Source organism: Rhodanobacter sp. FW106-HT46G03, from assembly GCF_058789895.1.
In genome coordinates this window covers 2,061,929-2,081,825 of sequence record NZ_JBYTCC010000001.1, presented here as the reverse complement: position 1 = coordinate 2,081,825, position 19,897 = coordinate 2,061,929, and the positions used below count along the sequence as shown (strand labels likewise).

The window sequence follows — 19,897 nt, the reverse complement described above, 5'->3', positions numbered from 1 at the left end:
TTCCTGCCCGCGATGACGCGAGGCTGGGCTGGCGGGAAAATCAACGTACCGTGGCGCCCGCCTGCGCGCCCTGATCCGCATTCAGCAAAAACAGGTCGGTGCCGCCGGTGCCGGCGGACAGGATCATGCCTTCGGAGAGGCCGAAGCGCATCTTGCGCGGCGCGAGGTTGGCAATGAACACCACGTTGCGGCCGACGAGCTTTTCCGGCTCGGGGTAGGCGCTGCGGATGCCGGAGAAGATCTGGCGCTTGCCCAGCGCGCCGCCGTCCAGCTCGAAGCGCAACAGCTTGACCGAGCCTTCCACCGCCTCGCACGCCAGCACCCTGCCGATGCGCAGGTCGAGCCTGGCGAAGTCGTCGATGGAGACGACCCCGGGAGCTGCCGGCGCGGAGCTCGGCGCGGCGGTCGGGGCTGCGGCGGGCGTGGCGACCAGGGATTCTTTCGAGGCTTCGATCATGGTCTCGATCTGCTTGGGGTCGAGGCGCGCCATCAGTGGCGTGAACTTGCCGATGGTGTGGCTGGCCAGCGGATTGCGCGCGCTGGCGAAATCGGTGATCGGTGCGGCGAGGAAGCTTTCGGCAGCGGCAACCGTGGCCGGCAGCATCGGCTTCAAGAGCCCGGCGAGCAGGCGGAATGCGGCGAGCGCGAACGAGCACACCTGATGCAGTTCGGCGCATTGCGATGCGTCCTTGGCCAGCGTCCACGGGGCCTTCGCGGCGATATGGCCGTTGACCAGGTCGGCCATCAGTACGAAGCGGCGGGCGAGGTCGGCGAAGTGCCCGCCTTCGTACAGCGCCTCGATGCCGTCGTAGTGGCCCAGCAGGGTTTGCCACAGGGCGCTGCGTTCGGCGTCGAATGCCGCCGCCAGTTTGCCGCCAAAAAACTTGTGCACGAAGCCTTGCGTGCGGCTGGCGATGTTTACCCATTTGCCGACGAGGTGCGAGTTGACGCGATCCTCGAACGCCTTGAGATCCAGATCGACATCGACCGGCGTGTCGTTCAGGAGGCTGGCGAAGTAGTAGCGCAGGTACTCCGGGTTGAGCCCGGCGTCGAGATAGGTGCGCGCCTTGATGAAGGTGCCGCGCGATTTGGACATCTTCGCGCCGTTGACCGTGAGGTAGCCGTTGACGTGCAGCGCGGTCGGCGTGCGGAAATGCGCGCCGTGCAGCATCGCCGGCCAGAACAGGCCGTGGAAATTGATGATGTCCTTGCCGATGAAGTGATGCAATTCCGCCGTGCTGGCTTCACCGAGGTAATCGTCGAACTCCTGCCCGGTCTTTTTGCACAACGCGGTGAAACTCGCGAGGTAGCCGACTGGCGCATCCAGCCACACGTAGAAGAACTTGCCCGGCGCATCGGGGATGGGGAAGCCGAAATACGGCGCATCGCGCGAAATGTCCCAATCTTTCAGGCCGCCATCCAGCCACTCGTGCAACTTGGCGACGACGCTGGGGTTGGCGACTGGCTTGCCATCGGTGCGCTTGCCGGCAAACCAGTCGCGCAGCAGTGCTTCGAACTTGCCCAGTTCGAAAAAGTAGTGCTCCGAATCCTTCAGCACCGGTGTCGCGCCGGACACCACCGAATACGGATTCAGGAGATCGGTGGGTGCATAGGTCGCACCACACACTTCGCAGTTGTCGCCGTACTGGTCCGGCGCGCCGCATTTCGGACAGGTACCCTTGATGTAGCGATCCGGCAGGAACATCTGCTTTTCCGGGTCGTACAACTGCTGGATCGTGCGCTTGGCGATGTAGCCGCCGTCGCGCAGGCGGGTGTAGATCAGGCTGGAAAGCTCGCGGTTCTCGTCCGAATGCGTGGTGTGGTAGTGGTCGAAGGCGACGCCAAAGGCGGCGAAATCCGCCGCGTGTGCCTGGCGCACGCCGTCGATGAAGGCCTCCGGCGTGGTGCCGGCTTTTTCCGCCGCCAGCATGATTGGCGTGCCATGCGCGTCGTCGGCACACACATAGGCCACGTCGCTGCCCAGCATGCGTTGCGCACGCACCCAGATGTCGGCCTGGATGTAGCCCAGCAAGTGGCCCATGTGCAGCGGGCCGTTGGCGTAAGGCAGGGCGTTGGTGACGAGGAGGCGACGGCTCATGGTTTTTGCGCGTGGAAACGAGCCTTGCATTATGGCACGCATGCCGGCGCGGCCCTTGGTGTAGCCGCCCAAACGCAACGGGCGCACCGAGTGGTGCGCCCGTTGCGAGCCCGCGTTGCGAGCGGGGTTACTGACGCTCCCACACTTGGCTGCGGCCGAGCAGTGCGAAGCCGATGTAGCCGTGCACGTCGAGCTTTTGTCCGCCGTCCAGCATCGAGAGTTTCACCTTGTAGATCTTGCCGCTCTTGGGGTCGAGGATCTTGCCGCCATCCCACACCGTGCCGTCCTGGCGGACGCCCCACATGATGACCATGCCCTCGATCGGCTTGTCCTTGCGGGCGCCACTGCAGGCGTGGCACAACGCCACGTCGCCGTCGCGGGCAATGTCTTCCGGCGAGCGGTTCAGGAGCTTCACGATTTTTGCCTGATATTCGCCGTCGTGTTCACTGATCTCGACGATGGACTTGGCCTGATGCGTGGTGTCGTCGATGGTCTTCCAAGTGCCCGCCGGAGTGTCGTTGGCGGCGAGCGCAGGGCCGGCGGCCAACAGCAGGCCGAAGACAAGGGCAAAGCAGTTGCTGGGCTTCATCGTAACGCTCCGTGCTGGGCAGTATGGTCGGAGCCTGCCGGTGCGCGCGCGGGGCGTCAAGCTGCGTCGCGCCATGCCCGCTGATCTGCATCACCCGGCGTGGCGGCAGGCGCTGGCATAATGTCGTGTCTCGTATTGCAGTGAAGCTCCAACCGACATGACGCAGGTAAACGAAGCCTTGGTGCGCCAACTCCTCGGCGAGGTGATCGACACCCACACCGGTGCCCCGCTCGGCAACGCGATCCGTGCCGTGGGCGTGGATGGCGCGAAGGTGTCAGTCGATCTCCTGATCGGTTATCCGGCCGCCAGCGCGATCACGGCGATCACGCAGCAGGCAAAGCAGGCGCTGGAGGCGAATGCCGGGATCGAATCGGCGGCGGTGTCGGTCACCACCCGCATCCAGTCGCACAAGGTGCAGGGCACGCTGGGGCCGTTGCCGAACGTCAAGAACATCATCGCCGTGGCCTCCGGCAAGGGCGGCGTGGGCAAGTCCACGGTGGCCGCGAACCTCGCGCTGGCGCTGAAGGCGGAGGGCGCGAAGGTGGGCGTGATGGACGCCGACATCTACGGCCCCAGCCAGCCGCGCATGCTGGGCATCAACGCCAAGCCCGAATCGCCGGACGGCAAGAGCATCGTGCCGCTGGAAGCGCACGGCGTGCAGATCATGTCGATCGGGTTCCTGGTGGAAGAGGACACGCCAATGATCTGGCGCGGCCCGATGGTCACCCAGGCGATGATGCAGCTGATCACCGACTCGCGCTGGAACATGCTCGACTACATGATCATCGACCTGCCGCCCGGCACCGGCGACATCCAGCTCACGCTGGCGCAGAAGGTTCCGGTGTCGGGCGTGGTGATCGTCACCACCCCGCAGGACATCGCGCTGATCGACGTCAGCCGCGCGATCAAGATGTTCGAGAAGGTGGAGGTGGCGGTGCTTGGCATCGTCGAGAACATGGCTACCCACGTGTGCTCGAACTGCGGCCACGAGGAGCACATCTTTGGCGAAGGCGGCGGCGAGCGCATGGCCGAGCGCTACAAGGTGCCGCTGTTGGGCTCGCTGCCGCTCGATATCCGTATCCGCGAACAGACTGACGGCGGCAACCCGACGGTGGATGCCATTCCCGAATCCGATCTTTCCGCGCGCTATCGCGAGATCGCGCGCAACACGGCGGGACGGTTGTCGCTCCTGCCGCGCAACAAGTCGTTGGGGCTGGGCAAGATCGTGGTGCGTGGCGTGCCCGGCGCGGCCTGAGCTCGACGCGCCGGCCGCGAACCGGTAACTTTCCGCCTTTCGCCGCGGCGCACGACGCCGGACGCGTGACCACGGAGCGCAAGTGACCATCAAATCCGACCAGTGGATTCGGCGCATGGCCGAATCACAGCACATGATCGAGCCGTTCGAAGCCGGCCAGTGCAAGATTTTGGAGGACGGTCGACGCGCAGTGTCGTGGGGCACGTCGAGCTATGGCTACGACGTGCGCTGCGCGCGCGAGTTCAAGATCTTCACCAACATCAACTCCACGATCGTCGACCCCAAGGCGTTCGACCCGGCGAGCTTCGTCGACGTGGTGTCGGACGTATGCATCATCCCGCCCAATTCGTTCGCGCTGGCGCGCACGGTGGAGTATTTCCGCATTCCGCGCGACGTGCTGGTGGTGTGCCTGGGCAAGAGCACCTATGCGCGCTGCGGCATCATCGTCAACGTCACGCCGCTCGAGCCGGAGTGGGAAGGCCACGTGACGCTGGAGTTTTCCAACACCACGCCGCTCCCGGCCAAGATCTACGCCAACGAAGGCGTGGCGCAGATGCTGTTTTTCCAGTCCGACGAGCCGTGCGCCACCAGCTACAAGGACCGTGGCGGCAAGTACCAGGGCCAGCAGGGCGTGACGCTGCCGCGTACCTGAACGCCCGCCGAGCCTGCGCAGGGCGTCGCCGAGGTGGCACCGCACGAGCGCTACACTCTGCCGTCTGATCGACCGAACCCCGCTGGAGACCCGCATGACCCGTCTGCCCACTCTGTTGGCCCGCATCGCCGCCGCACTCGTCGTGGGCAGTGCGTTGGTGCTTGGCGGTTGCCACAAGCAAGGCGTCAAAAGCCAGCAGCAGCTCGCCGCGCAGTGGGAAGGCAAGTTCGACGCCACCATCGAGTCGTACAAGGACGGCCAGTTCCTGATCGACGGCGCGGTGCTTTCTGCCGTGGATGCCGGCAGCCACTTCGCCTATTTGCGCGATATCCACAAGCTGCCGAAAACCGTGCTCTTGATGCCGAGCAGCGATTCGAAGATCCGCAAGGTGCACCTGCAATACCTCGCGCGCATGTCGATCGACTACGGCTTTGCCGCGTACTACGACAACGACGGACAGATCACCCAGATCAATGCCGTGAACACCAAGGCCCGCGAGCTGAAGGATCACCATACGCCGATGAAGATCGAGGACAGCCAGCAGTGCAAATCCGCCGCCGGGTGCGATCGCATGGACCAGCAATCGTCGGGGCAGCGGGGGTACTGAACCGGGACGGCCGGAATGGGGGATTTGGGACATGGGATCCGGTAAAGAGCCGCTCCCATCTGCGGGTTGGGTTGAAGCCTGAGCTGCACCAATCCTCGGGTGCCGCGTTGGTCGCCACGGTGGTTCCGTCGAATTCCGCATCCCCAACCCCGGCTTCGTCGACAGGCGTCCGACCTGCACTGGCCTGCGCCAGATCCGCAGCAGCTGGCTTCAGCCGGCCAACGCTTTTTGCAGCGCTTCGGTGCGCTGCTTGAGCAGGCTGGGCGCATAGGCCAGACGGCCGGCAACGCCCCACACCGGGCCCGGCCAGGCGGTATCGCCTTCCATGCGGGCCACGACGTGCACGTGCAGCTGTGACACTACATTGCCCAGTGCGCCAAGGTTGAGCTTGGTGCACGGACCAGTGCCGCGCAGCGCCGCAGCGCACTGGTCGACTTCACGCCACAGCTGGGCACGGTCGGCTTCGGCAAGGTCGGCGATTTCCACCACATTCGCGCGGCGCGGCACGAGGATCAGCCAGCGGAAGCGTAAATCGTCCATCAACCGCACGCTGCACAGGGGCAATTCGGCGACCGGGCGGGTGTCGTGTTCGAGTCGTGGGTCGAGGGCGAAGTCCGGCGTGCTCATGCGTGAGCCACCTGCTGGTCGAAGAAGTCGAGCGTGCGTTGCCAGGCGAGTTTGGCGCTGGCTGCGTGGTAGTGCGGGTCGTCCTTGACGTCGCGGTTGAACGCGTGGCCGGCGCCGGGGTAGGTGTACACCGGCATGTCCGGCAGCAGCTCGCGGTGCTGGGCGATGGCTTCTGGCGGGATGCTGCGATCCTTTTCGCCGAAGTGGAAAATGACCGGTGCCTTCGGGTTGACGCCGAGGTAGGGCACGTTGCGCGCGCCGTAGTAGCTCACCGCCGGCAAGCCCAGGCGGATGGCGGACAACAACGCTACCGTGCCGCCCCAGCAGAAACCGACCACGCCGATCTTGCCGGCCGAGCGGATCGCATCGGTGGCATTGGCCACGTATTCGAGCGCACGGTCCATGCCCAACTCGTCGGCGAGGCGTTTGCCGCGGGTGACGCCGCTTTTGTCATAGGCAAGTTCCAGACCGGCTTCGAGATGGTCGTAAAACGCCGGCGCCAGGGCGGTATAGCCCACCGCCGCAAGGCGATCAGCGACGCTGCGAATATGTGCGGTGACGCCAAAAATCTCCTGCACCACGATCACGCCGCCCTTTGGCTTGCCCTTCGGCTTGGCAAGGTAGCCGCCGATGCAGCGCGTGCGCTGAGTGGGGATATTGATGCTGTGTCCCATGGGCCTGATTCCGGTGGCAACGATATTCCGATTCTAGCCTTGACCTGGCCATGATCTTTTGCCGCAACGCAATCCCGCGAGGTGACGGTTGGGCGGTGATGGCGAGTGCATCGATGGCCTTCACTTGTCGGCGCGTAGACTGCCAACATCGTTTCGCCGGAGTCATCGCATGTCATCGTCCGCCTCTCCCGTTTCGCGCGCCGACCGTGTCGTGGGCGCGCTGCTTGGTGCGTTCGTGGGCGACGCACTCGCGCTCGGGCCGCATTGGTATTACGACCTGGACGAGCTCAAGCATGTCTACGGCAACTGGATCAGCGATTACACGGCGCCCAAGCCGGGCCGTTATCACGCCGGTCTGCCGGCCGGAGCGTCATCGCAGGCCGGATTCATCCTGGCGCTGACGCTGCGGTCGCTGGTGGCGCAGGGCGGTTACGATGAGGCGGATTTCTGCCGGCGGATGGATGAGGAGTTGTTTCCGCTGGTCGATGGCTCGCCGATGGCGGGGCCTGGCGGCTACACCAGCCAGTCGATCCGCGAGGCCTGGCGCAAGCGGCGGGCGGGCTTGCCGTGGGGCAAGGTGGCCGGGCTGGCGGACAACACGGAGGCCGCCGAGCGGGTGCTTGCGATTGCCGTGCGCTATGCCGCCGAGCCGCAGCACCTTGCGCAATACGTGAGCAGCAACGTGGCGCTGACCCAGAGCGACCCCACGGTGGGCGCCATGACCCTGGCGTTTGCCGCGGTGCTCGGGCAACTGGTGAATGGCGCGCCGCTGGACGAGCAGCTTTCCAGTCGCCTGATGGCGCTGGTCAAGAGTGGCGAGTTGCCGTTCCACACGGTCACCAGCGGCCAGCTCGATGTACCGCGTGGCGACGAGGCGGCGCTGGTCGCGGGGCAGTTTTCCTCGCCCGATGCGCTGCTCACGGTGTCGTCGATTGCGCGTGCGGCACGCGACCCGGCGGTGGTGATCGAGCCGGCGTCCAAGGCGGGTTTGGTCTATGGCTTGCCGTGTGCGGTGTATCACCAGTTCCCGGCGGCGTACTATCTCGCCGCGCGCTTCCAGGGCGATGTGGAGCAGGCGGTGCTGAGCGCGGTGAACGGCGGTGGACAGAACCAGGCGCGCGCGATTTTGGCCGGTGCGTTGAGCGGCGCCATCGGCGGTGTGCAGGCGATCCCGCAACGTTTCATCGACGGCCTCAAGCAGCATGCCGAGTATCTCGGCCTGGCCGAAGCGCTGGCAAAACAGATGGGCTGAGGGTCGGTGCACGGGCCTTTCGCCTGCAGTGGACGGCGCCGACGTGCGGGTCGTCGCCAGTCGTGAGCCTCAGCCGTCGTAACGCACTTCGATGATGCAGAAGCACGTGCGACCGCCAGGCAGCTCGGCGTCGAACTCATCGTCGAGATGTTTTTTCAGCATCGCCCGAGCGAGCGGCGAGTCGATGCTGATCCAGCCGTTTTCGGCGTCGGTTTCATCCGGGCCGACGATGCGGTAGGTCACTTCCTCGCCGCTGGCGGCATTTTCCAGCGTCACGTGCGCGCCAAAAAACACCGCATCCTTGTCGCCCGGTACGCCTTCGGCCACCTGCAGCGACGGGATGCGTTTGCTGAGGTAGCGCACGCGGCGGTCGATGCCGCCGAGCTGCTTCTTGCGGTAGGTGTATTCGGCGTTTTCCGAGCGGTCACCCTCGGCTGCGGCCGCCGCGAGCGCCTTCACCACTTCCGGGCGCAACGTGTGCCACAGGTAGTCGACTTCGGCCTTGAGCTTCTCGAATCCCTCGCGCGTGATGATCGCAGTGGATTTCGGGGCAGGTGGACGCCAGCGGCTCATTCGATCACCGTTTGCCGCCGAAGATGCCGCCCAGGACGCCGCGCAGGATCTGCCGGCCGAGCTGGCCGCCGGCGGTGCGCACCATCTGCTTGCCCATGGTTTCGAGCATGCCCTGCCGGCGCTTGGTGCCGAACACCACGTCGTGCACGGTGCTGCCCCAGCCCGAGGTGCCGCTGTCGGCGGTGGGCTCGGCGACGGGCGTTGCGGGAGTAGCGGCCTTGGTGTCGGCGCGCTTGGCCAGCATTTCCGCTGCCGATTCGCGATTGACCGGCGTGTCATATTTGCCGCCGACGGGCGAGCGGCTGCGCACCGTAGCGCGCTCCGCATCACTGATGGCACCGATTCGGCAGCATGGCGCCGTCACCAGGACCTGTTCGACCGGCGTCGGCACGCCGCCGGCGCCGAGCGTGGAAGCCAGCGCCTCGCCGACGCCGAGCTTGCCGATGGCCTCGCGCACGTCGAGCTTGGGGTTGGCGGCGAAGGTTTCCGCCGCCGCCTTGACCGCTTTCTGATCGCGCGGGGTGAACGCGCGCAGCGCGTGCTGGATGCGGTTGCCGAGCTGGCCGAGGATTTCCCCCGGCACGTCGTCCGGATTCTGCGAGCAGAAATAGACGCCCACGCCCTTGGAGCGGATCAACCGCACCACCTGTTCCACGCGTTGCTTGAGCGCCGACGGGCAGTCGTCGAACAGCAGGTGCGCCTCGTCGAAGAAGAACACCAGCTTGGGCTGGTCGAGGTCGCCGACTTCCGGCAACTGCTCGAAGAGCTCCGACAGCAGCCACAGGAGGAAGGTGGAATACAGCTTGGGTTTCAGCACGAGCTGGTCGGCGGCGAGCACGCTGATGATGCCGTGGCCCGACATGTCCTGACGCATCAGGTCGGCCAGTTCCAGTGCCGGCTCGCCGAAGAAGCTCGCGCCGCCGCCTTGTTCCAGTTGCAGCAGGGCGCGCTGCACGGCAGCGAGGCTGGTCTTGCTGATGAGGCCGTAGCGGGTCGAGAGATCCTTGCTGTTGTCGGCGGCAAAGCCAAGCAGCGCGCGCAGGTCATCGAGATCGAGCAGCAGCCAGCCATTGTCGTCGGCCAGCTTGAAAACGATCTCCAGCACGCCTTGCTGGGTGTCGTTCAGATCCAGCACGCGGCCCAGCAGCGCCGGGCCCATCTCGCTCACAGTGGCGCGCACCGGGTGGCCGAGCTTGCCGTAGATGTCCCAGAACACGACCGGGTTGGGGGCGGGCTTCCAGCCATCCAGCTTGAGCGTGGCGAGCCGGGCCTTGAGTTTGTCGCCCGGCTCTGACGCCGGCAGCGCCAGGCCGGCGAGGTCGCCTTTGACGTCGGCAAGGAAGCACGGCACGCCGAGGCGCGAGAACCCCTCGGCCAGCACCATCAGCGAGACGGATTTGCCGGTGCCGGTGGCGCCGGCAATCATGCCGTGCCGATTGCCGTAGTGCGGATCGAGGCTGACGCCGGTGTGGTCGTTGCGGCCGATCAGAATCCCGCTCATGTGCGTCCTCCCCGAATGAGTGGCCGTGATTGTAGCCAGTGCGGGTGTTGGCCTTGTCCATTGAGTAGCCGCCAACTGCTCGCTATCGTGCATGTCTTTCGGCTGGTAGTCGTAGTCATGTGGCCTGCTCGTGGAAGACGGTGCTTGCGCTGGGTACCGATGTTGGTGGCGGTGGCGATGACGGCAGGGTGTGCGGGTGCCGGCGGGGCACGGCGAACTCCGACGACCAACGCGCTGTATGCGCAGTTGACGCAGGCGACAGCGGCCTATCAGGCCGGCGCGCGGCGCGTGCGCCAGGGCGACAGTGCGGGCGGCCAGCAGGCGATGGATGCGGCGGCGGCCACGTTGCACGATGCCACCACGGCATGCGTGCGTACCGCAGGTTGCGACGTCCAGCGCTTTGCGGCGGTTTACGACCGCATCCTGCGCGGGGCGGCCGGTGGTGCGGATGATGGCGACACCATCGAGGGCGAATCCACCACCGGCATGGCGCTCGACCAGCACGGTGTGGCCACCTTGCCCGAGGCCCAGCGCAGCGTGACGTTGCTGCACGGACAAAAGCTCTCCGAGTTGATCGCCATGAATGGTGCGGTGAAGTCCGCGCTGCAGATGTGGCTGACCCAGTTGCGACCCAACCTCGTCGATGCGTGGATCAACTATCAATACCTGCGCCACGAAATGTGGCCGGCGTACAAGCAGGCCGACCTGCCCGAGGCAATCCTGTTCGGCATCATGGCCAAGGAGTCCGGCGGCAAGGTGCATGCGGTGTCGCGTTCCGGCGCCGCCGGGCCGCTGCAGTTCATGTATTCCACCGGCCTGCGCTTCGGCCTGAGCAATACCGGCGGCTTCGATCTGCGGTTCGACCCGGTGGCCGCGGCGCGCGCGAATGCCGAGTACATGAACGAGCAGCTCAAGGTGTTCAACGACAATCTCGAACTGACGCTGGCGGCATACAACGCCGGTGAGGGCCGGGTGCGTCGGTTGGTGGGGGCGGATACGGCGGTGAGCTTCTACGACCCGCGCATCTACGACCAGCTCTCGCAGGAAACGCGCGACTACGTACCCGCCGTATTGGCTGCAGCATGGCTGTTTTTGCACCCCGACAGCTACAACCTGCGGTTCCCGCGCATCGACGGCAAGGCCGGCACCATCGTGCTGAAACGCCCGGCATCGATTTCCGAACTGACGGTTTGCCTTGGTTCGGCCGATGGCATGGAGGAGGGCTGGTTTCGCACGCTGCGCAATCTCAACCCGCGACTCGATCCGCAGCAAGAGCAACCGGCAGGCACCGAAATGCAGGTGCCGAAACGGCTCGAAAGGGCTTATGCGAACCAGTGCGTGGACGGCCCATGGCCCATCCTCGCAGCCGATCTGCAGCATGCCGCAGCGCCGGTCGTCATCGCACCGCCGAGCATCGTGCGCGCACCGGTGAAAGTCGGTACCCGGCGCTACAAGGTGCACCGCGGGGACACGCTGGTCAGCATCGTGCGCAATCTGCGCTGCTCCAGCGTGCAGGAAGTGGCCGAGATGAATGGCCTGCACCACCACCATCTGGCGGTCGGACAAACCCTGAAAGTGCTGGCGTGCCGGTAGGCCACGCTCAGCGCGGAATCACCGGCACGAGGTACAGCGACAGCAGGGCGATCACCGTGCCCAGCAAGGCGCCGGCGAGGACATCCGTCGGGTAGTGCAGACCAAGCACCAGCCGCGAGAGTGCCACCAGCACGGTGAACACGATCAGCGGCAGCGCCAGCATCGGGAACCACGCGCCGGCCACGATGCTGAAGCAGACCGCATGCAGGGTGTGGCCGGACGGAAAGCTGTACTCGTCCAGCGGCGTGACGCGGGCCACCACGGTTGCATGGATACGGTACGGCCGCGAGCGGCGGGTCATCTGCTTGAGCACGCGGTACACTAGGGACCCCACCGCGCCAGTGACCAGCATCTGCAGCGCCGCCCATATGCCGCGCGAACCCGGCAACGCGGCCAAACCGGCTGCCAGCGCCAGCCACAACCAGCCGTCGCCCAGGCGGCTGACCAGGGTGAACAATCGGTGGAGGCTGCGATGGGCACCCCAGCGGTTGGCGATGTGACACCACCGCGGATCGAACGCCCAACCTTGCCGCAGGCGCGTACGGGTGATCATGAGGCAGCTTGGAACGGGGGAGCCGTGTGTGCCGCCAGCATGGCTTTCAGCAGGCTCTCCATGTCCTTGATCACGTACTCGGGTGCGCAGCGCTCGGCTGCCAGCCGGGCGTTGGCGCCGAGGGCGACGCGGATTTCCTGATCCAGCCCGAGCTGGAAGGCGGAGGTGATGAAGCCGCGCGTGTCGGTGTCCGGCACCAGCAGGCCGGAAATGCCGTTGATCAGGTGCTCATGCGCCGCAGCGCGGTCGAATGCCACCACCGGCAACCCCGAGGCCATCGCCTCGAGCACGACGTTGCCGAAGGTTTCGGTCACGCTGGGGAAAAGGAACAGGTCGGCGCTGGCGTAGTGGGTGGCGAGCTCGACGTCGTGCAGGGCGCCGGTGAAGATCGCATCCGGGTAGGCGGCGGCCAGGGCTGCGCGCTGCGGGCCGTCACCGACCACCACCATGCGCGCCTGTGGATTGCGTGCCTGCAGGGCGCGCCAGGCCTGGAGCGCCAGGCACAGGCTCTTCTCGGCGGCCACCCGGCCCACGCACAGCATGACTGGCGTGTTGTCGTTGGCATACCAACGGGCGCGCAGGGACGGGTCTCGCCGGGTTGGCGCGAAGAGTCCGGTGTCCACCCCGCGCCGCAGCTGGCGCGCGTTGGTGACGCCGCTACTGTGCAACTCCTTCAGCAGTGCGCGGGTCGGCACCAGGGTCATTTGGCCGCGGCGGTGAAACTTCAGCAGATGCGAGCGCACCAGCGGGGTAAACAGTCCGACGCCGTAGTAGCCGGCGTACTGGTCGAAACGGGTGTGGAAGCCGGTGGCGGTCGGGATGTCCAGCACATTGGCCACGCGCATGGCGGACGTGCCAAGCGGCCCTTCGGTGGCGATGTAGACCGCGTCCGGGCGACGTGCGGACCAGCGCTTGCGCAGGCTGCCGCCTTGCGGCATGCCGAACTGCAGCGACGGGTAGCGTGGGATCCGGGCTCCCTTGGCGTGCACCATTTCAAGCTGGTTTTCGTGGCCGTCGCTGCCGGGGCGAATCACGTCAACCTGGTGCCCGCGCTCCGCCAGGCCCTGGGCGTATCGCCGTACGGTCAATGCGACGCCGTTGATCTGCGGTGGCCACGTTTCGGAAACAAAGGCGATGTGCATGGTGGTTCTCCGGTGGGTGACCACCGGAGCATCGCGGTTGCTGGTTGCGCGCGGGCGACGTTCGCATTACGTGGGCACGACACCGGTCGCAGGCGGCGCGCAGGCACGATGCGTTTTACGCGGGCCGTGCGTGGAAAACGCGGAACGGTATCGGCGGGGTGATTGACCGGTCAGCCGCGCGCGGGAGGCGCAACCAGCGAGCGCGCCACGTGGGTTGGCGGCGGCGTGAAAACAATTCGGCATGCATGCGACGCGGCGCGCCGCCACGGCGATTCAGGCGGTAGCGCCGGCCTGCTCCATCCAGTTTTTGCCCGCGTCGGCCGGCTGGTGCAGGCGTTTCAGCTCCTGCAGCAGTTGCAGTACCTGACGGTGCTGCGGCAGCAGGCGGTCCTGCGGCGAATGTTTGGTTTCGTGATAGGCCACAGCCAGCCACAGCGCGATGCCGCGTAGGGCAACCTCCGGGTTGTCCGAGCGAGCGCGTTCATAGCCGGCGGCAGTGCCTTGCCCCCACGGTAGATAGCGTGCTTCGGGCGAGGTGCCATACAGGTGTGGAAACTCGCTGCGGGAGGCCTGACCGATCTCGCGCAGCGTGAGCACGCTCAACTGGCCAAGGCTGCGGCGCGGCAGGGTGTGAATGGCGTTGGCAATCACGCGCAATTGACGTTCGAGCTGATAGGCGCGAAAGAGGGCAATGGCCGGACTGAGCAGCTGCATGGAGACCCCTGGTCGACGAGCCGTGAAGGGCGATGACGGTGGCGAGCATAGCGGCTCTTCGGCACAATTGCACCGAGCGCGTCACAAAACGACGTTGTATGTCAGTTTTGCGGTGGAACCTGGCCGATGCGCTGACCGACCCGCACGGTTTGCTGCGGCAACAAATCGTCGAGCTCGGCAGTGCGGTCGGGAAACAACACGATCACCGTCGATCCCATGTTGAAGCGCCCAAGCTCGGCGAACTTGTCCAGTGCCACGGTGTTGTCGGCGAAGCGTTTGTGCCCGACCGCTGCCGCATAAGGCGGAATGACCAGCCCGTCCCACACGGTGGCAATCGAGGACACCAGCATCGCGCCCACCATGACGACGGCAAATGGCCCACGTTCGCCGCGAAAGTGGCAAACCAGCCGCTCGTTGCGGGCGAACAGGCGCGGGATGGCATCCACCGCAAACGGGGCAACGCTGAAAATGCGCCCCGGCACATGCACGGTTTCCGTGAGCGTACCGGCCAGCGGCGTGTGCACGCGGTGGTAGTCGCGCGGCGACAGGTACACGGTCACGAAGCGGCCGTTGCGATAGGGCTCGGCCGCGGCTTCGTCACCGCCGAGCAACTCGGTCGCGGTGTACGACTGGCCCTTCGCCTGGAAAATGCGCCCCGCCTCGATGCGCCCGGCCTGGCTGACGCGCCCGTCGGCGGGTGACAGGATCGCGTCGGGCGTGCTGTCGGGCATGCGCGCGCCGGGTTTCAATTCGCGGGTGAAAAACGCATTGAAATGCGGGTAGGCGCGTGGGTCAGGCTGTGCCGCCTCGGAGAGATCCACGCCGTAATTGCGCACGATGGTGGCGATCAGCCAATTCTTCCACGGCGCGAAGGTCCAGCGCGTGGCGCGATACACCGCGCGCGAAAGCAGTCGGTGCGGCAACAGGTATTGCACAAGGACGCGAAAATTCATCCGCGGGAGTATACGGGGCCAGCCTCTATAATCACGGCCTTTCCGTTGCCTGCCGGGCCTCCCGTGACCGCCGACCTTTCGACCATCATCGATTTCATCCGCTACGGCGCGAGCCGTTTCGCCGAGGCAGGGTTGACCTTTGGCCACAGTCACGACAACCCGATCGACGAGGCCACGCATCTGGTACTGGCGAGCCTGCATTTGCCGCCCGACCTGCCTCCCGCCTATGGCGCCGGCAAGCTGGTGTCGAGCGAGCGCGAGAAGGTGCTGAAACTCATCGAGCGCCGCGTGACCGAGCGCCTGCCGGTGGCCTATCTGGTGGGCGAAACCTGGTTTGCCGGGCTCAAGTTCAAGAGCGATCCGCGCGCGCTGGTGCCGCGCTCGCCGATAGCCGAGCTGATCGAATCCGGCTTCACCCCATGGCTGGACGAGCGCCACGTCGAGCACGCACTGGATTTGTGCACCGGCTCGGGCTGCATCGGCATCGCGATGGCCGAGTACAACCCGGACTGGCACGTCGATCTGGTCGACGTCAGCGACGATGCGCTGGCGCTGGCGCGCGAAAACGTCGCGCTCCAGGGCGTGGGCGAGCGCGTCGAGGTGCTGAAATCCGACCTGTTCGCGGCCGTGCGCGGTCGCCGCTACGACCTCATCGTGTCCAACCCGCCTTACGTGACTGACGCCGAGTATGCGGCGCTGCCCGGCGAATATGCACACGAGCCCAAGCTCGGGCTCACCTCCGGCGCCGATGGGCTGGATATCTGCCTGCGCATCCTGGACGAGGCTGCCGATCTGCTCGCGGATGACGGGCTCTTGGTGGTTGAAGTGGGCGAAAGCGAGCGCGCATTGGCGGCGTTGTTGCCCGAGGTGCCGTTCGTATGGGTGGAGTTCAAGGTGGGGCAGATGGGCGTGTTCGTGCTGGAAAAACGCGACCTCGTGGCCCACCACGCAGCCATCCACGCCGCTGCCGCACGGCGCTGAGCGATGGAGCTCGTCACGGCGCGCCTGCGACTGGATGCCTTGCGCCCGGACGATGCTCCGCTGCTGTTCGCGTATCGCGCCGATGCTGCGGTCAATCGTTATCAGGGCTGGCGTCCGATCACGCTGGTCGAAGTGACGCATTTCATCGAACGGCAGTTGACCGTGGAATTCGGTACGCCGGGGAGCTGGCGGCAGTTTGCGATCCGCCCGCGTGACGGCACTGGGCTGATCGGCGATCTGGGCCTGCATTTCGTCGATCCGGACACGGTCGAACTCGGCATCACGCTGGCGCTGGCTCAGCAGTCCCGGGGATTTGCCGGCGAGGCCATGCGCGCTGCACTGGATCTCGTGTTCGGCACCCTGGGCCGGCATCGCGCGTATGCGGCGGTCGACCCGCGCAACGTGGCATGTGTGCGGTTGCTGCAAGGCCTCGGATTGCGCCAGGAGGCCCTGTTTCGCGAAGGCTGGCGCGATGGTGCCGGCTTTGCGGACGAGGCGATCTATGCACTGCTGGCACGCGAGTGGCGTGCCATGGCAACCGGCGCGGATTGAATCTTGTGCGGCGCGACATGGACGGCCAACCCGGCTAAGCTTGGGTTTTCCGCCATCGACGAGCCCCGCGCCCGTGTCCAGCAATTCTTTCGGCAAACTGTTCACCGTGACCACGTTTGGCGAGAGCCACGGGCCGGCGATTGGTTGCGTGCTCGACGGTTGCCCGCCGGGGCTGGCGATTGCGCCGGAGGAATTTCGCCATGACCTGGAGCGGCGTGCCACCGGCCGCAGCCGCTACACCTCGCAGCGCCACGAGGCGGACGAGGTGGAGATTCTTTCCGGCGTTTACGAGGGCAAGACTACCGGCACGCCGATCGCGCTCCTGATCCGCAATACCGATCAGCGCAGCAAGGATTACGGTGCCATCGCGCAGACCTTTCGCCCCGGCCACGCCGATTACACCTATTGGCAGAAGTACGGCATCCGCGATCCACGCGGCGGCGGGCGTGCTTCGGCGCGCGAAACCACGATGCGGGTGGCGGCGGGCGTGGTCGCAAAAAAATGGCTGGCCGAACGCTACGGCGTGCACGTGCGCGGCCATCTCGCGCAGCTTGGCGACATCGTGCCCGAGGGTTTCGACTGGGACGCGGTCGAACAGAATCCGTTTTTCTGGCCGCACACGGCGCAGGTGCCGGCGCTGGGGGCCTACATCAATCAACTGCGCCGCGCCGGAGATTCGGTCGGCGCGCGCGTACGCGTGGTGGCCGACGGCGTGCCGCCGGGCTGGGGCGAGCCGATCTACGGCAAGCTCGATGGCGATCTCGCCGCGGCACTGATGTCGATCAACGCGGTCAAGGGCGTGGAGATCGGCGACGGTTTTGCGGCCGTCACCCAGCATGGCAGCGAGCATCGCGATGAGCTTTATTTGGACGGCTTTACGTCCAATCACGCGGGTGGCATCCTTGGCGGCATCAGCAGCGGTCAGGCGGTGGTTGCCACGATCGCGCTGAAACCCACGTCCAGCATCCTCGTCCCCGGCCACAGCGTGAACCTGGCCGGCGAGGCGGTGGACGTGGTGACCAAGGGGCGGCACGACCCCTGCGTCGGCATCCGCGCCACGCCCATCGCCGAGGCGATGATGGCGCTGGTGCTGATGGATCACGCCTTGCGCCAGCGCGCGCAGTGCGGCGACGTGGGGCCGGTGTCGCCGCGCATTGCATGATGCACCGGCAGCCAACGCATACCTGCGAGCCATGAGTGAGCCACTGCGAGTCTGGGTTTCCCGCCCCACGTTCGACGACGTGATCGCACGCTTGTGGCCGCATTTCGAAGTACTCGCCGAACCGGAGGAGCGGAAGTTTTCGCCGGCCGAACTGGCCGCCAGGCTCGCCGCTTGCGACGCCGCCATCGTCGGCATGAAAGAGCGCGTCGACGCCGCTGCGGTCGCCAACGCCAAGCGGCTGCGCATCGTCGCCAACCTCTCCGTCGGCTATGACAACCTCGATGTCGGCGCGCTGGGTGCGGCCGGCATCGCCGCCAGCAATACCGCCGGTGTACTGGATGAAAGCGTCGCCGATTACGCCTGGGCGTTGATGCTGGCGGCGGCGCGTGGCGTGGGTGCCGCCGAGCGCTGGATTCGCGCCGGCCAATGGCACTCGATCGAATTCAAGTCGTGGCTCGGGCTGGATGTCCACGGCCGCACGTTGGGCATTCTCGGCATGGGCCGCATCGGCCGCGCGATCGCGCACCGTGCGGCCGGTTTCGCGATGCCGGTGATCTATCACAACCGTTCGCGCCTGTCCGAAACCACCGAGCGCGAATGCAACGCGCGCTACGTGGACAAGGCCACGCTGCTGCGCGAAGCCGATGTGCTGGTGCTGGTGGTGCCGCTCACCGCACAGACGCGCCACGCGATCGGTGCCGCCGAACTGGCGCAGATGAAACCCACTGCAGTGCTGGTCAACGTCGCGCGCGGCGGCGTGGTCGATGACGCCGCGTTGTTCGCGGCCCTGCGCAACGGCCAGCTTGCCGCGGCCGGGCTCGACGTATTCGAGGGCGAGCCGCGGCTGCACCCGGCGCTGCTCGAACTGGACAATGTGGTGCTCAGCCCGCACATCGCCAGCGCCACCGTCGACACCCGGCGCGCGATGACCGCGGTAGCGGTCGACAATGTGCTGGCCTGCTTCGGTTTTGGCGCGCATGCCGGGCGCCCGCCCAATCTTGTCAATTCCACTGCGCTGGCCGCGGCCGGCGTGTCGTTTCCACCCCACCAAGAAATCACCCGATGAGCAAGAAGAGCCGTTACAAGGTTGCGATGGTCGGCGCCACCGGCGCAGTTGGCGAGGCGCTGCTCGCGATTCTGCACGAGCGCCACTTTCCGGTCAGCGAGCTGATTCCGCTGGCGAGTGAGCGCTCGGCCGGCAAACAGGTGGAGTTCGGCAACAAACAGCTCACCGTGCAAAACCTCGCCGATTACGACTTTGCCGGCGTCGACATTGCGTTCTTCTCTGCCGGCGGTTCGGTCAGCAAGGTGCACGCGCCACGCGCGGCGGCGGCCGGTGCGGTCGTGATCGACAACACCTCGGAGTTCCGCTACCAGGACGACATCCCGCTGGTGGTGTCAGAGGTCAACCCGCATGCGATCGCCGGCTACACCACGCACGGCATCATCGCCAACCCGAACTGCTCGACCATGGGCATGCTGGTCGCGCTGGCGCCGATCCATCACGCGGCAGGCATCACGCGCATCAATGTGGCCACGTACCAGTCGGTTTCCGGGGCCGGGCGTTCGGGCATGGAAGAGCTGGGGCGGCAGACCGCCGACCTGCTCAATTTCAAGCAGGCGAAGCCGTCGAAGTTCCCCAAGCAGATCGCCTTCAACGTCATCCCGCACATCGACGAGTTCCAGGCGAACGGCTACACCAAGGAAGAAATGAAGATGGTGTGGGAGACGCGCAAGATCCTCGAGGACGAGTCCATCCAGGTGAACCCCACGGCGGCGCGCGTGCCGGTCTTCTATGGCCACTCGGAAGCGGTGCACATCGAGACCCGCGACAAGATCACCGCCGCGCAGGCCCGCGCCCTGCTGGAAAAGGCCGATGGCGTGGTGGTGATGGATGAGCGCAAGGCGGGCGGTTACCCGACTCCGGTCGGCGATGTCGCCGGCAAGGACCCGGTATTCGTCGGCCGCATCCGCGAGGACATCTCCTGCGAGCGCGGGCTCGACCTGTGGGTAGTTTCGGATAATATCCGCAAAGGCGCCGCGCTCAACGCAGTGCAAGTGGCCGAGCAACTCATCGAGACCTATCTATGAGGGGGCTGCCCATCGCGCTGGCATGGTTCGGGATGTGTGCGGCCCCAGCATTGCTGGCGCAGACACCGGGCTCCGAGCCGGGATCACGCGCGCCGGCGGCGACGGTCACGTCCATCCGGCAGCAGCGCGCGGCGGTTGAGCAGCTCAAGCACGCCGTTGCCAGCAAGGAGGCTGGCAGCCGCGCGGCGGCAGCGCAGCTGCAGCAAAAAGACGCAACGATCGCCGAACTGCAACGGCAATTGCAGGCGGTGAAGCCGGTGCCGATGCCGGCGACCAAGGTTCGTTAAGCTGCCGCCGCGATCTGGAATGTGTCGCAGCAATGCGTTGC

21 protein-coding genes are annotated in these 19,897 nt (G+C 66.1%); 11 read left to right on the top strand and 10 right to left on the bottom strand.

Going from position 1 to position 19,897, the window contains the following annotated elements; genetic code table 11:
• Positions 1 to 40: 40 nt before the first annotated feature.
• Positions 41 to 2,098, bottom strand: coding sequence for a methionine--tRNA ligase (metG, locus tag AC3WP6_RS08990; protein WP_492627383.1), 2,058 nt, complete (start codon positions 2,096 to 2,098; stop codon positions 41 to 43).
• A 127-nt stretch (positions 2,099 to 2,225) separates the two neighbouring features.
• The gene (locus AC3WP6_RS08985) at positions 2,226 to 2,687 is read right to left on the bottom strand and encodes a DUF2147 domain-containing protein (protein ID WP_492627382.1); all 462 of its coding nucleotides are present in this window, start codon (positions 2,685 to 2,687) and stop codon (positions 2,226 to 2,228) included.
• Between the two features lie 157 nt (positions 2,688 to 2,844).
• On the opposite strand from AC3WP6_RS08985, the gene apbC reads away from it, so the two are divergent.
• The 3 genes from apbC (at position 2,845) to AC3WP6_RS08970 (ending at position 5,201) form a co-directional block, all read left to right on the top strand.
• Entirely contained in the window at positions 2,845 to 3,942 is a 1,098-nt protein-coding gene (gene apbC, locus AC3WP6_RS08980; protein WP_492627381.1) for an iron-sulfur cluster carrier protein ApbC, read from the top strand.
• A gap of 82 nt (positions 3,943 to 4,024) precedes the next feature.
• Positions 4,025 to 4,594, top strand: coding sequence for a dCTP deaminase (gene dcd, locus AC3WP6_RS08975; protein WP_492627380.1), 570 nt, complete (start codon positions 4,025 to 4,027; stop codon positions 4,592 to 4,594).
• 94 nt (positions 4,595 to 4,688) lie between these two features.
• Positions 4,689 to 5,201 (top strand): hypothetical protein, encoded by a 513-nt coding sequence (locus AC3WP6_RS08970; protein ID WP_492627379.1) that lies wholly within the window; start codon positions 4,689 to 4,691, stop codon positions 5,199 to 5,201.
• A gap of 210 nt (positions 5,202 to 5,411) precedes the next feature.
• Here AC3WP6_RS08970 and AC3WP6_RS08965 read toward each other — a convergent pair whose 3' ends face one another.
• Together AC3WP6_RS08965 and AC3WP6_RS08960 are read right to left on the bottom strand one after the other, a co-directional pair.
• A complete protein-coding gene (locus tag AC3WP6_RS08965; protein WP_492627378.1) occupies positions 5,412 to 5,828 on the bottom strand; it encodes an HIT domain-containing protein in 417 nt (138 codons plus the stop codon).
• Positions 5,825 to 6,502, bottom strand: a complete 678-nt coding sequence (locus tag AC3WP6_RS08960) for a dienelactone hydrolase family protein (RefSeq protein WP_492627377.1) — start codon at positions 6,500 to 6,502, stop codon at positions 5,825 to 5,827. The genes AC3WP6_RS08965 and AC3WP6_RS08960 overlap by 4 nt, the downstream gene beginning before the upstream one ends.
• Before the next feature lie 169 nt (positions 6,503 to 6,671).
• Here AC3WP6_RS08960 and AC3WP6_RS08955 point away from each other — a divergent pair, with 169 nt between their 5' ends.
• Entirely contained in the window at positions 6,672 to 7,754 is a 1,083-nt protein-coding gene (locus tag AC3WP6_RS08955) for an ADP-ribosylglycohydrolase family protein (RefSeq protein WP_492627376.1), read from the top strand.
• Between the two features lie 69 nt (positions 7,755 to 7,823).
• Here the strand turns inward: AC3WP6_RS08955 and greB are convergent, their stop codons facing one another.
• Together greB and AC3WP6_RS08945 are read right to left on the bottom strand one after the other, a co-directional pair.
• Positions 7,824 to 8,327, bottom strand: coding sequence for a transcription elongation factor GreB (gene greB / locus AC3WP6_RS08950; RefSeq protein ID WP_492627375.1), 504 nt, complete (start codon positions 8,325 to 8,327; stop codon positions 7,824 to 7,826).
• Between the two features lie 4 nt (positions 8,328 to 8,331).
• Positions 8,332 to 9,828: a helicase HerA-like domain-containing protein gene (locus AC3WP6_RS08945; RefSeq protein WP_492627374.1), complete on the bottom strand. Its 1,497-nt coding sequence runs from the start codon at positions 9,826 to 9,828 to the stop codon at positions 8,332 to 8,334.
• Positions 9,829 to 9,945: 117 nt separating this feature from the next.
• Here AC3WP6_RS08945 and AC3WP6_RS08940 point away from each other — a divergent pair, with 117 nt between their 5' ends.
• Positions 9,946 to 11,421 carry a transglycosylase SLT domain-containing protein gene (locus AC3WP6_RS08940; protein WP_492627373.1) on the top strand — a complete coding sequence of 492 codons (1,476 nt, stop codon included), beginning with the start codon at positions 9,946 to 9,948 and terminating at the stop codon, positions 11,419 to 11,421.
• Positions 11,422 to 11,428: 7 nt separating this feature from the next.
• On the opposite strand, the gene AC3WP6_RS08935 is transcribed toward AC3WP6_RS08940, so the two are convergent.
• The 4 genes from AC3WP6_RS08935 to asd form a co-directional block, all read right to left on the bottom strand.
• Positions 11,429 to 11,971: a phosphatase PAP2 family protein gene (locus AC3WP6_RS08935; protein WP_492628668.1), complete on the bottom strand. Its 543-nt coding sequence runs from the start codon at positions 11,969 to 11,971 to the stop codon at positions 11,429 to 11,431.
• Positions 11,971 to 13,116: a glycosyltransferase family 4 protein gene (locus AC3WP6_RS08930; RefSeq protein WP_492627372.1), complete on the bottom strand. Its 1,146-nt coding sequence runs from the start codon at positions 13,114 to 13,116 to the stop codon at positions 11,971 to 11,973. Before AC3WP6_RS08930 ends, AC3WP6_RS08935 begins: the two co-directional genes overlap by 1 nt.
• A gap of 273 nt (positions 13,117 to 13,389) precedes the next feature.
• Entirely contained in the window at positions 13,390 to 13,830 is a 441-nt protein-coding gene (locus tag AC3WP6_RS08925; protein WP_492627371.1) for a hypothetical protein, read from the bottom strand.
• A gap of 101 nt (positions 13,831 to 13,931) precedes the next feature.
• Entirely contained in the window at positions 13,932 to 14,783 is an 852-nt protein-coding gene (gene asd / locus AC3WP6_RS08920) for an archaetidylserine decarboxylase (RefSeq protein WP_492627370.1), read from the bottom strand.
• Positions 14,784 to 14,846: 63 nt separating this feature from the next.
• Here asd and prmB point away from each other — a divergent pair, with 63 nt between their 5' ends.
• The 6 genes from prmB to AC3WP6_RS08890 all read left to right on the top strand — a co-directional run bounded on the left by prmB (position 14,847) and on the right by AC3WP6_RS08890 (position 19,856).
• Positions 14,847 to 15,764 carry a 50S ribosomal protein L3 N(5)-glutamine methyltransferase gene (gene prmB, locus AC3WP6_RS08915; RefSeq protein WP_492627369.1) on the top strand — a complete coding sequence of 306 codons (918 nt, stop codon included), beginning with the start codon at positions 14,847 to 14,849 and terminating at the stop codon, positions 15,762 to 15,764.
• A 3-nt stretch (positions 15,765 to 15,767) separates the two neighbouring features.
• Positions 15,768 to 16,316, top strand: coding sequence for a GNAT family N-acetyltransferase (locus AC3WP6_RS08910; protein WP_492627368.1), 549 nt, complete (start codon positions 15,768 to 15,770; stop codon positions 16,314 to 16,316).
• 73 nt (positions 16,317 to 16,389) lie between these two features.
• Complete coding sequence (gene aroC, locus AC3WP6_RS08905; RefSeq protein WP_492627367.1) at positions 16,390 to 17,478, top strand: chorismate synthase; 1,089 nt, start codon at positions 16,390 to 16,392, stop codon at positions 17,476 to 17,478.
• Between the two features lie 31 nt (positions 17,479 to 17,509).
• A complete protein-coding gene (locus AC3WP6_RS08900; protein ID WP_492627366.1) occupies positions 17,510 to 18,544 on the top strand; it encodes a 2-hydroxyacid dehydrogenase in 1,035 nt (344 codons plus the stop codon).
• Positions 18,541 to 19,569, top strand: a complete 1,029-nt coding sequence (locus tag AC3WP6_RS08895) for an aspartate-semialdehyde dehydrogenase (protein ID WP_492627365.1) — start codon at positions 18,541 to 18,543, stop codon at positions 19,567 to 19,569. Before AC3WP6_RS08900 ends, AC3WP6_RS08895 begins: the two co-directional genes overlap by 4 nt.
• A complete protein-coding gene (locus AC3WP6_RS08890; protein ID WP_492627364.1) occupies positions 19,566 to 19,856 on the top strand; it encodes a hypothetical protein in 291 nt (96 codons plus the stop codon). The genes AC3WP6_RS08895 and AC3WP6_RS08890 overlap by 4 nt, the downstream gene beginning before the upstream one ends.
• Positions 19,857 to 19,897 lie beyond the last annotated feature (41 nt).

Excerpts from the sequence above, each read along its gene's own strand:
- metG (WP_492627383.1), bottom strand. The coding sequence starts at position 2,098 with ATGAGCCGTCGCCTCCTCGTCACCAACGCCCTGCCTTACGCCAACGGC.
- AC3WP6_RS08985 (WP_492627382.1), bottom strand. The coding sequence starts at position 2,687 with ATGAAGCCCAGCAACTGCTTTGCCCTTGTCTTCGGCCTGCTGTTGGCC.
- apbC (WP_492627381.1), top strand. The coding sequence starts at position 2,845 with ATGACGCAGGTAAACGAAGCCTTGGTGCGCCAACTCCTCGGCGAGGTG.
- AC3WP6_RS08970 (WP_492627379.1), top strand. The coding sequence starts at position 4,689 with ATGACCCGTCTGCCCACTCTGTTGGCCCGCATCGCCGCCGCACTCGTC.
- AC3WP6_RS08965 (WP_492627378.1), bottom strand. The coding sequence starts at position 5,828 with ATGAGCACGCCGGACTTCGCCCTCGACCCACGACTCGAACACGACACC.
- AC3WP6_RS08960 (WP_492627377.1), bottom strand. The coding sequence starts at position 6,502 with ATGGGACACAGCATCAATATCCCCACTCAGCGCACGCGCTGCATCGGC.
- AC3WP6_RS08955 (WP_492627376.1), top strand. The coding sequence starts at position 6,672 with ATGTCATCGTCCGCCTCTCCCGTTTCGCGCGCCGACCGTGTCGTGGGC.
- greB (WP_492627375.1), bottom strand. The coding sequence starts at position 8,327 with ATGAGCCGCTGGCGTCCACCTGCCCCGAAATCCACTGCGATCATCACG.
- AC3WP6_RS08945 (WP_492627374.1), bottom strand. The coding sequence starts at position 9,828 with ATGAGCGGGATTCTGATCGGCCGCAACGACCACACCGGCGTCAGCCTC.
- AC3WP6_RS08940 (WP_492627373.1), top strand. The coding sequence starts at position 9,946 with ATGTGGCCTGCTCGTGGAAGACGGTGCTTGCGCTGGGTACCGATGTTG.
- AC3WP6_RS08930 (WP_492627372.1), bottom strand. The coding sequence starts at position 13,116 with ATGCACATCGCCTTTGTTTCCGAAACGTGGCCACCGCAGATCAACGGC.
- AC3WP6_RS08925 (WP_492627371.1), bottom strand. The coding sequence starts at position 13,830 with ATGCAGCTGCTCAGTCCGGCCATTGCCCTCTTTCGCGCCTATCAGCTC.
- asd (WP_492627370.1), bottom strand. The coding sequence starts at position 14,783 with ATGAATTTTCGCGTCCTTGTGCAATACCTGTTGCCGCACCGACTGCTT.
- AC3WP6_RS08910 (WP_492627368.1), top strand. The coding sequence starts at position 15,768 with ATGGAGCTCGTCACGGCGCGCCTGCGACTGGATGCCTTGCGCCCGGAC.
- AC3WP6_RS08900 (WP_492627366.1), top strand. The coding sequence starts at position 17,510 with ATGAGTGAGCCACTGCGAGTCTGGGTTTCCCGCCCCACGTTCGACGAC.
- AC3WP6_RS08895 (WP_492627365.1), top strand. The coding sequence starts at position 18,541 with ATGAGCAAGAAGAGCCGTTACAAGGTTGCGATGGTCGGCGCCACCGGC.
- AC3WP6_RS08890 (WP_492627364.1), top strand. The coding sequence starts at position 19,566 with ATGAGGGGGCTGCCCATCGCGCTGGCATGGTTCGGGATGTGTGCGGCC.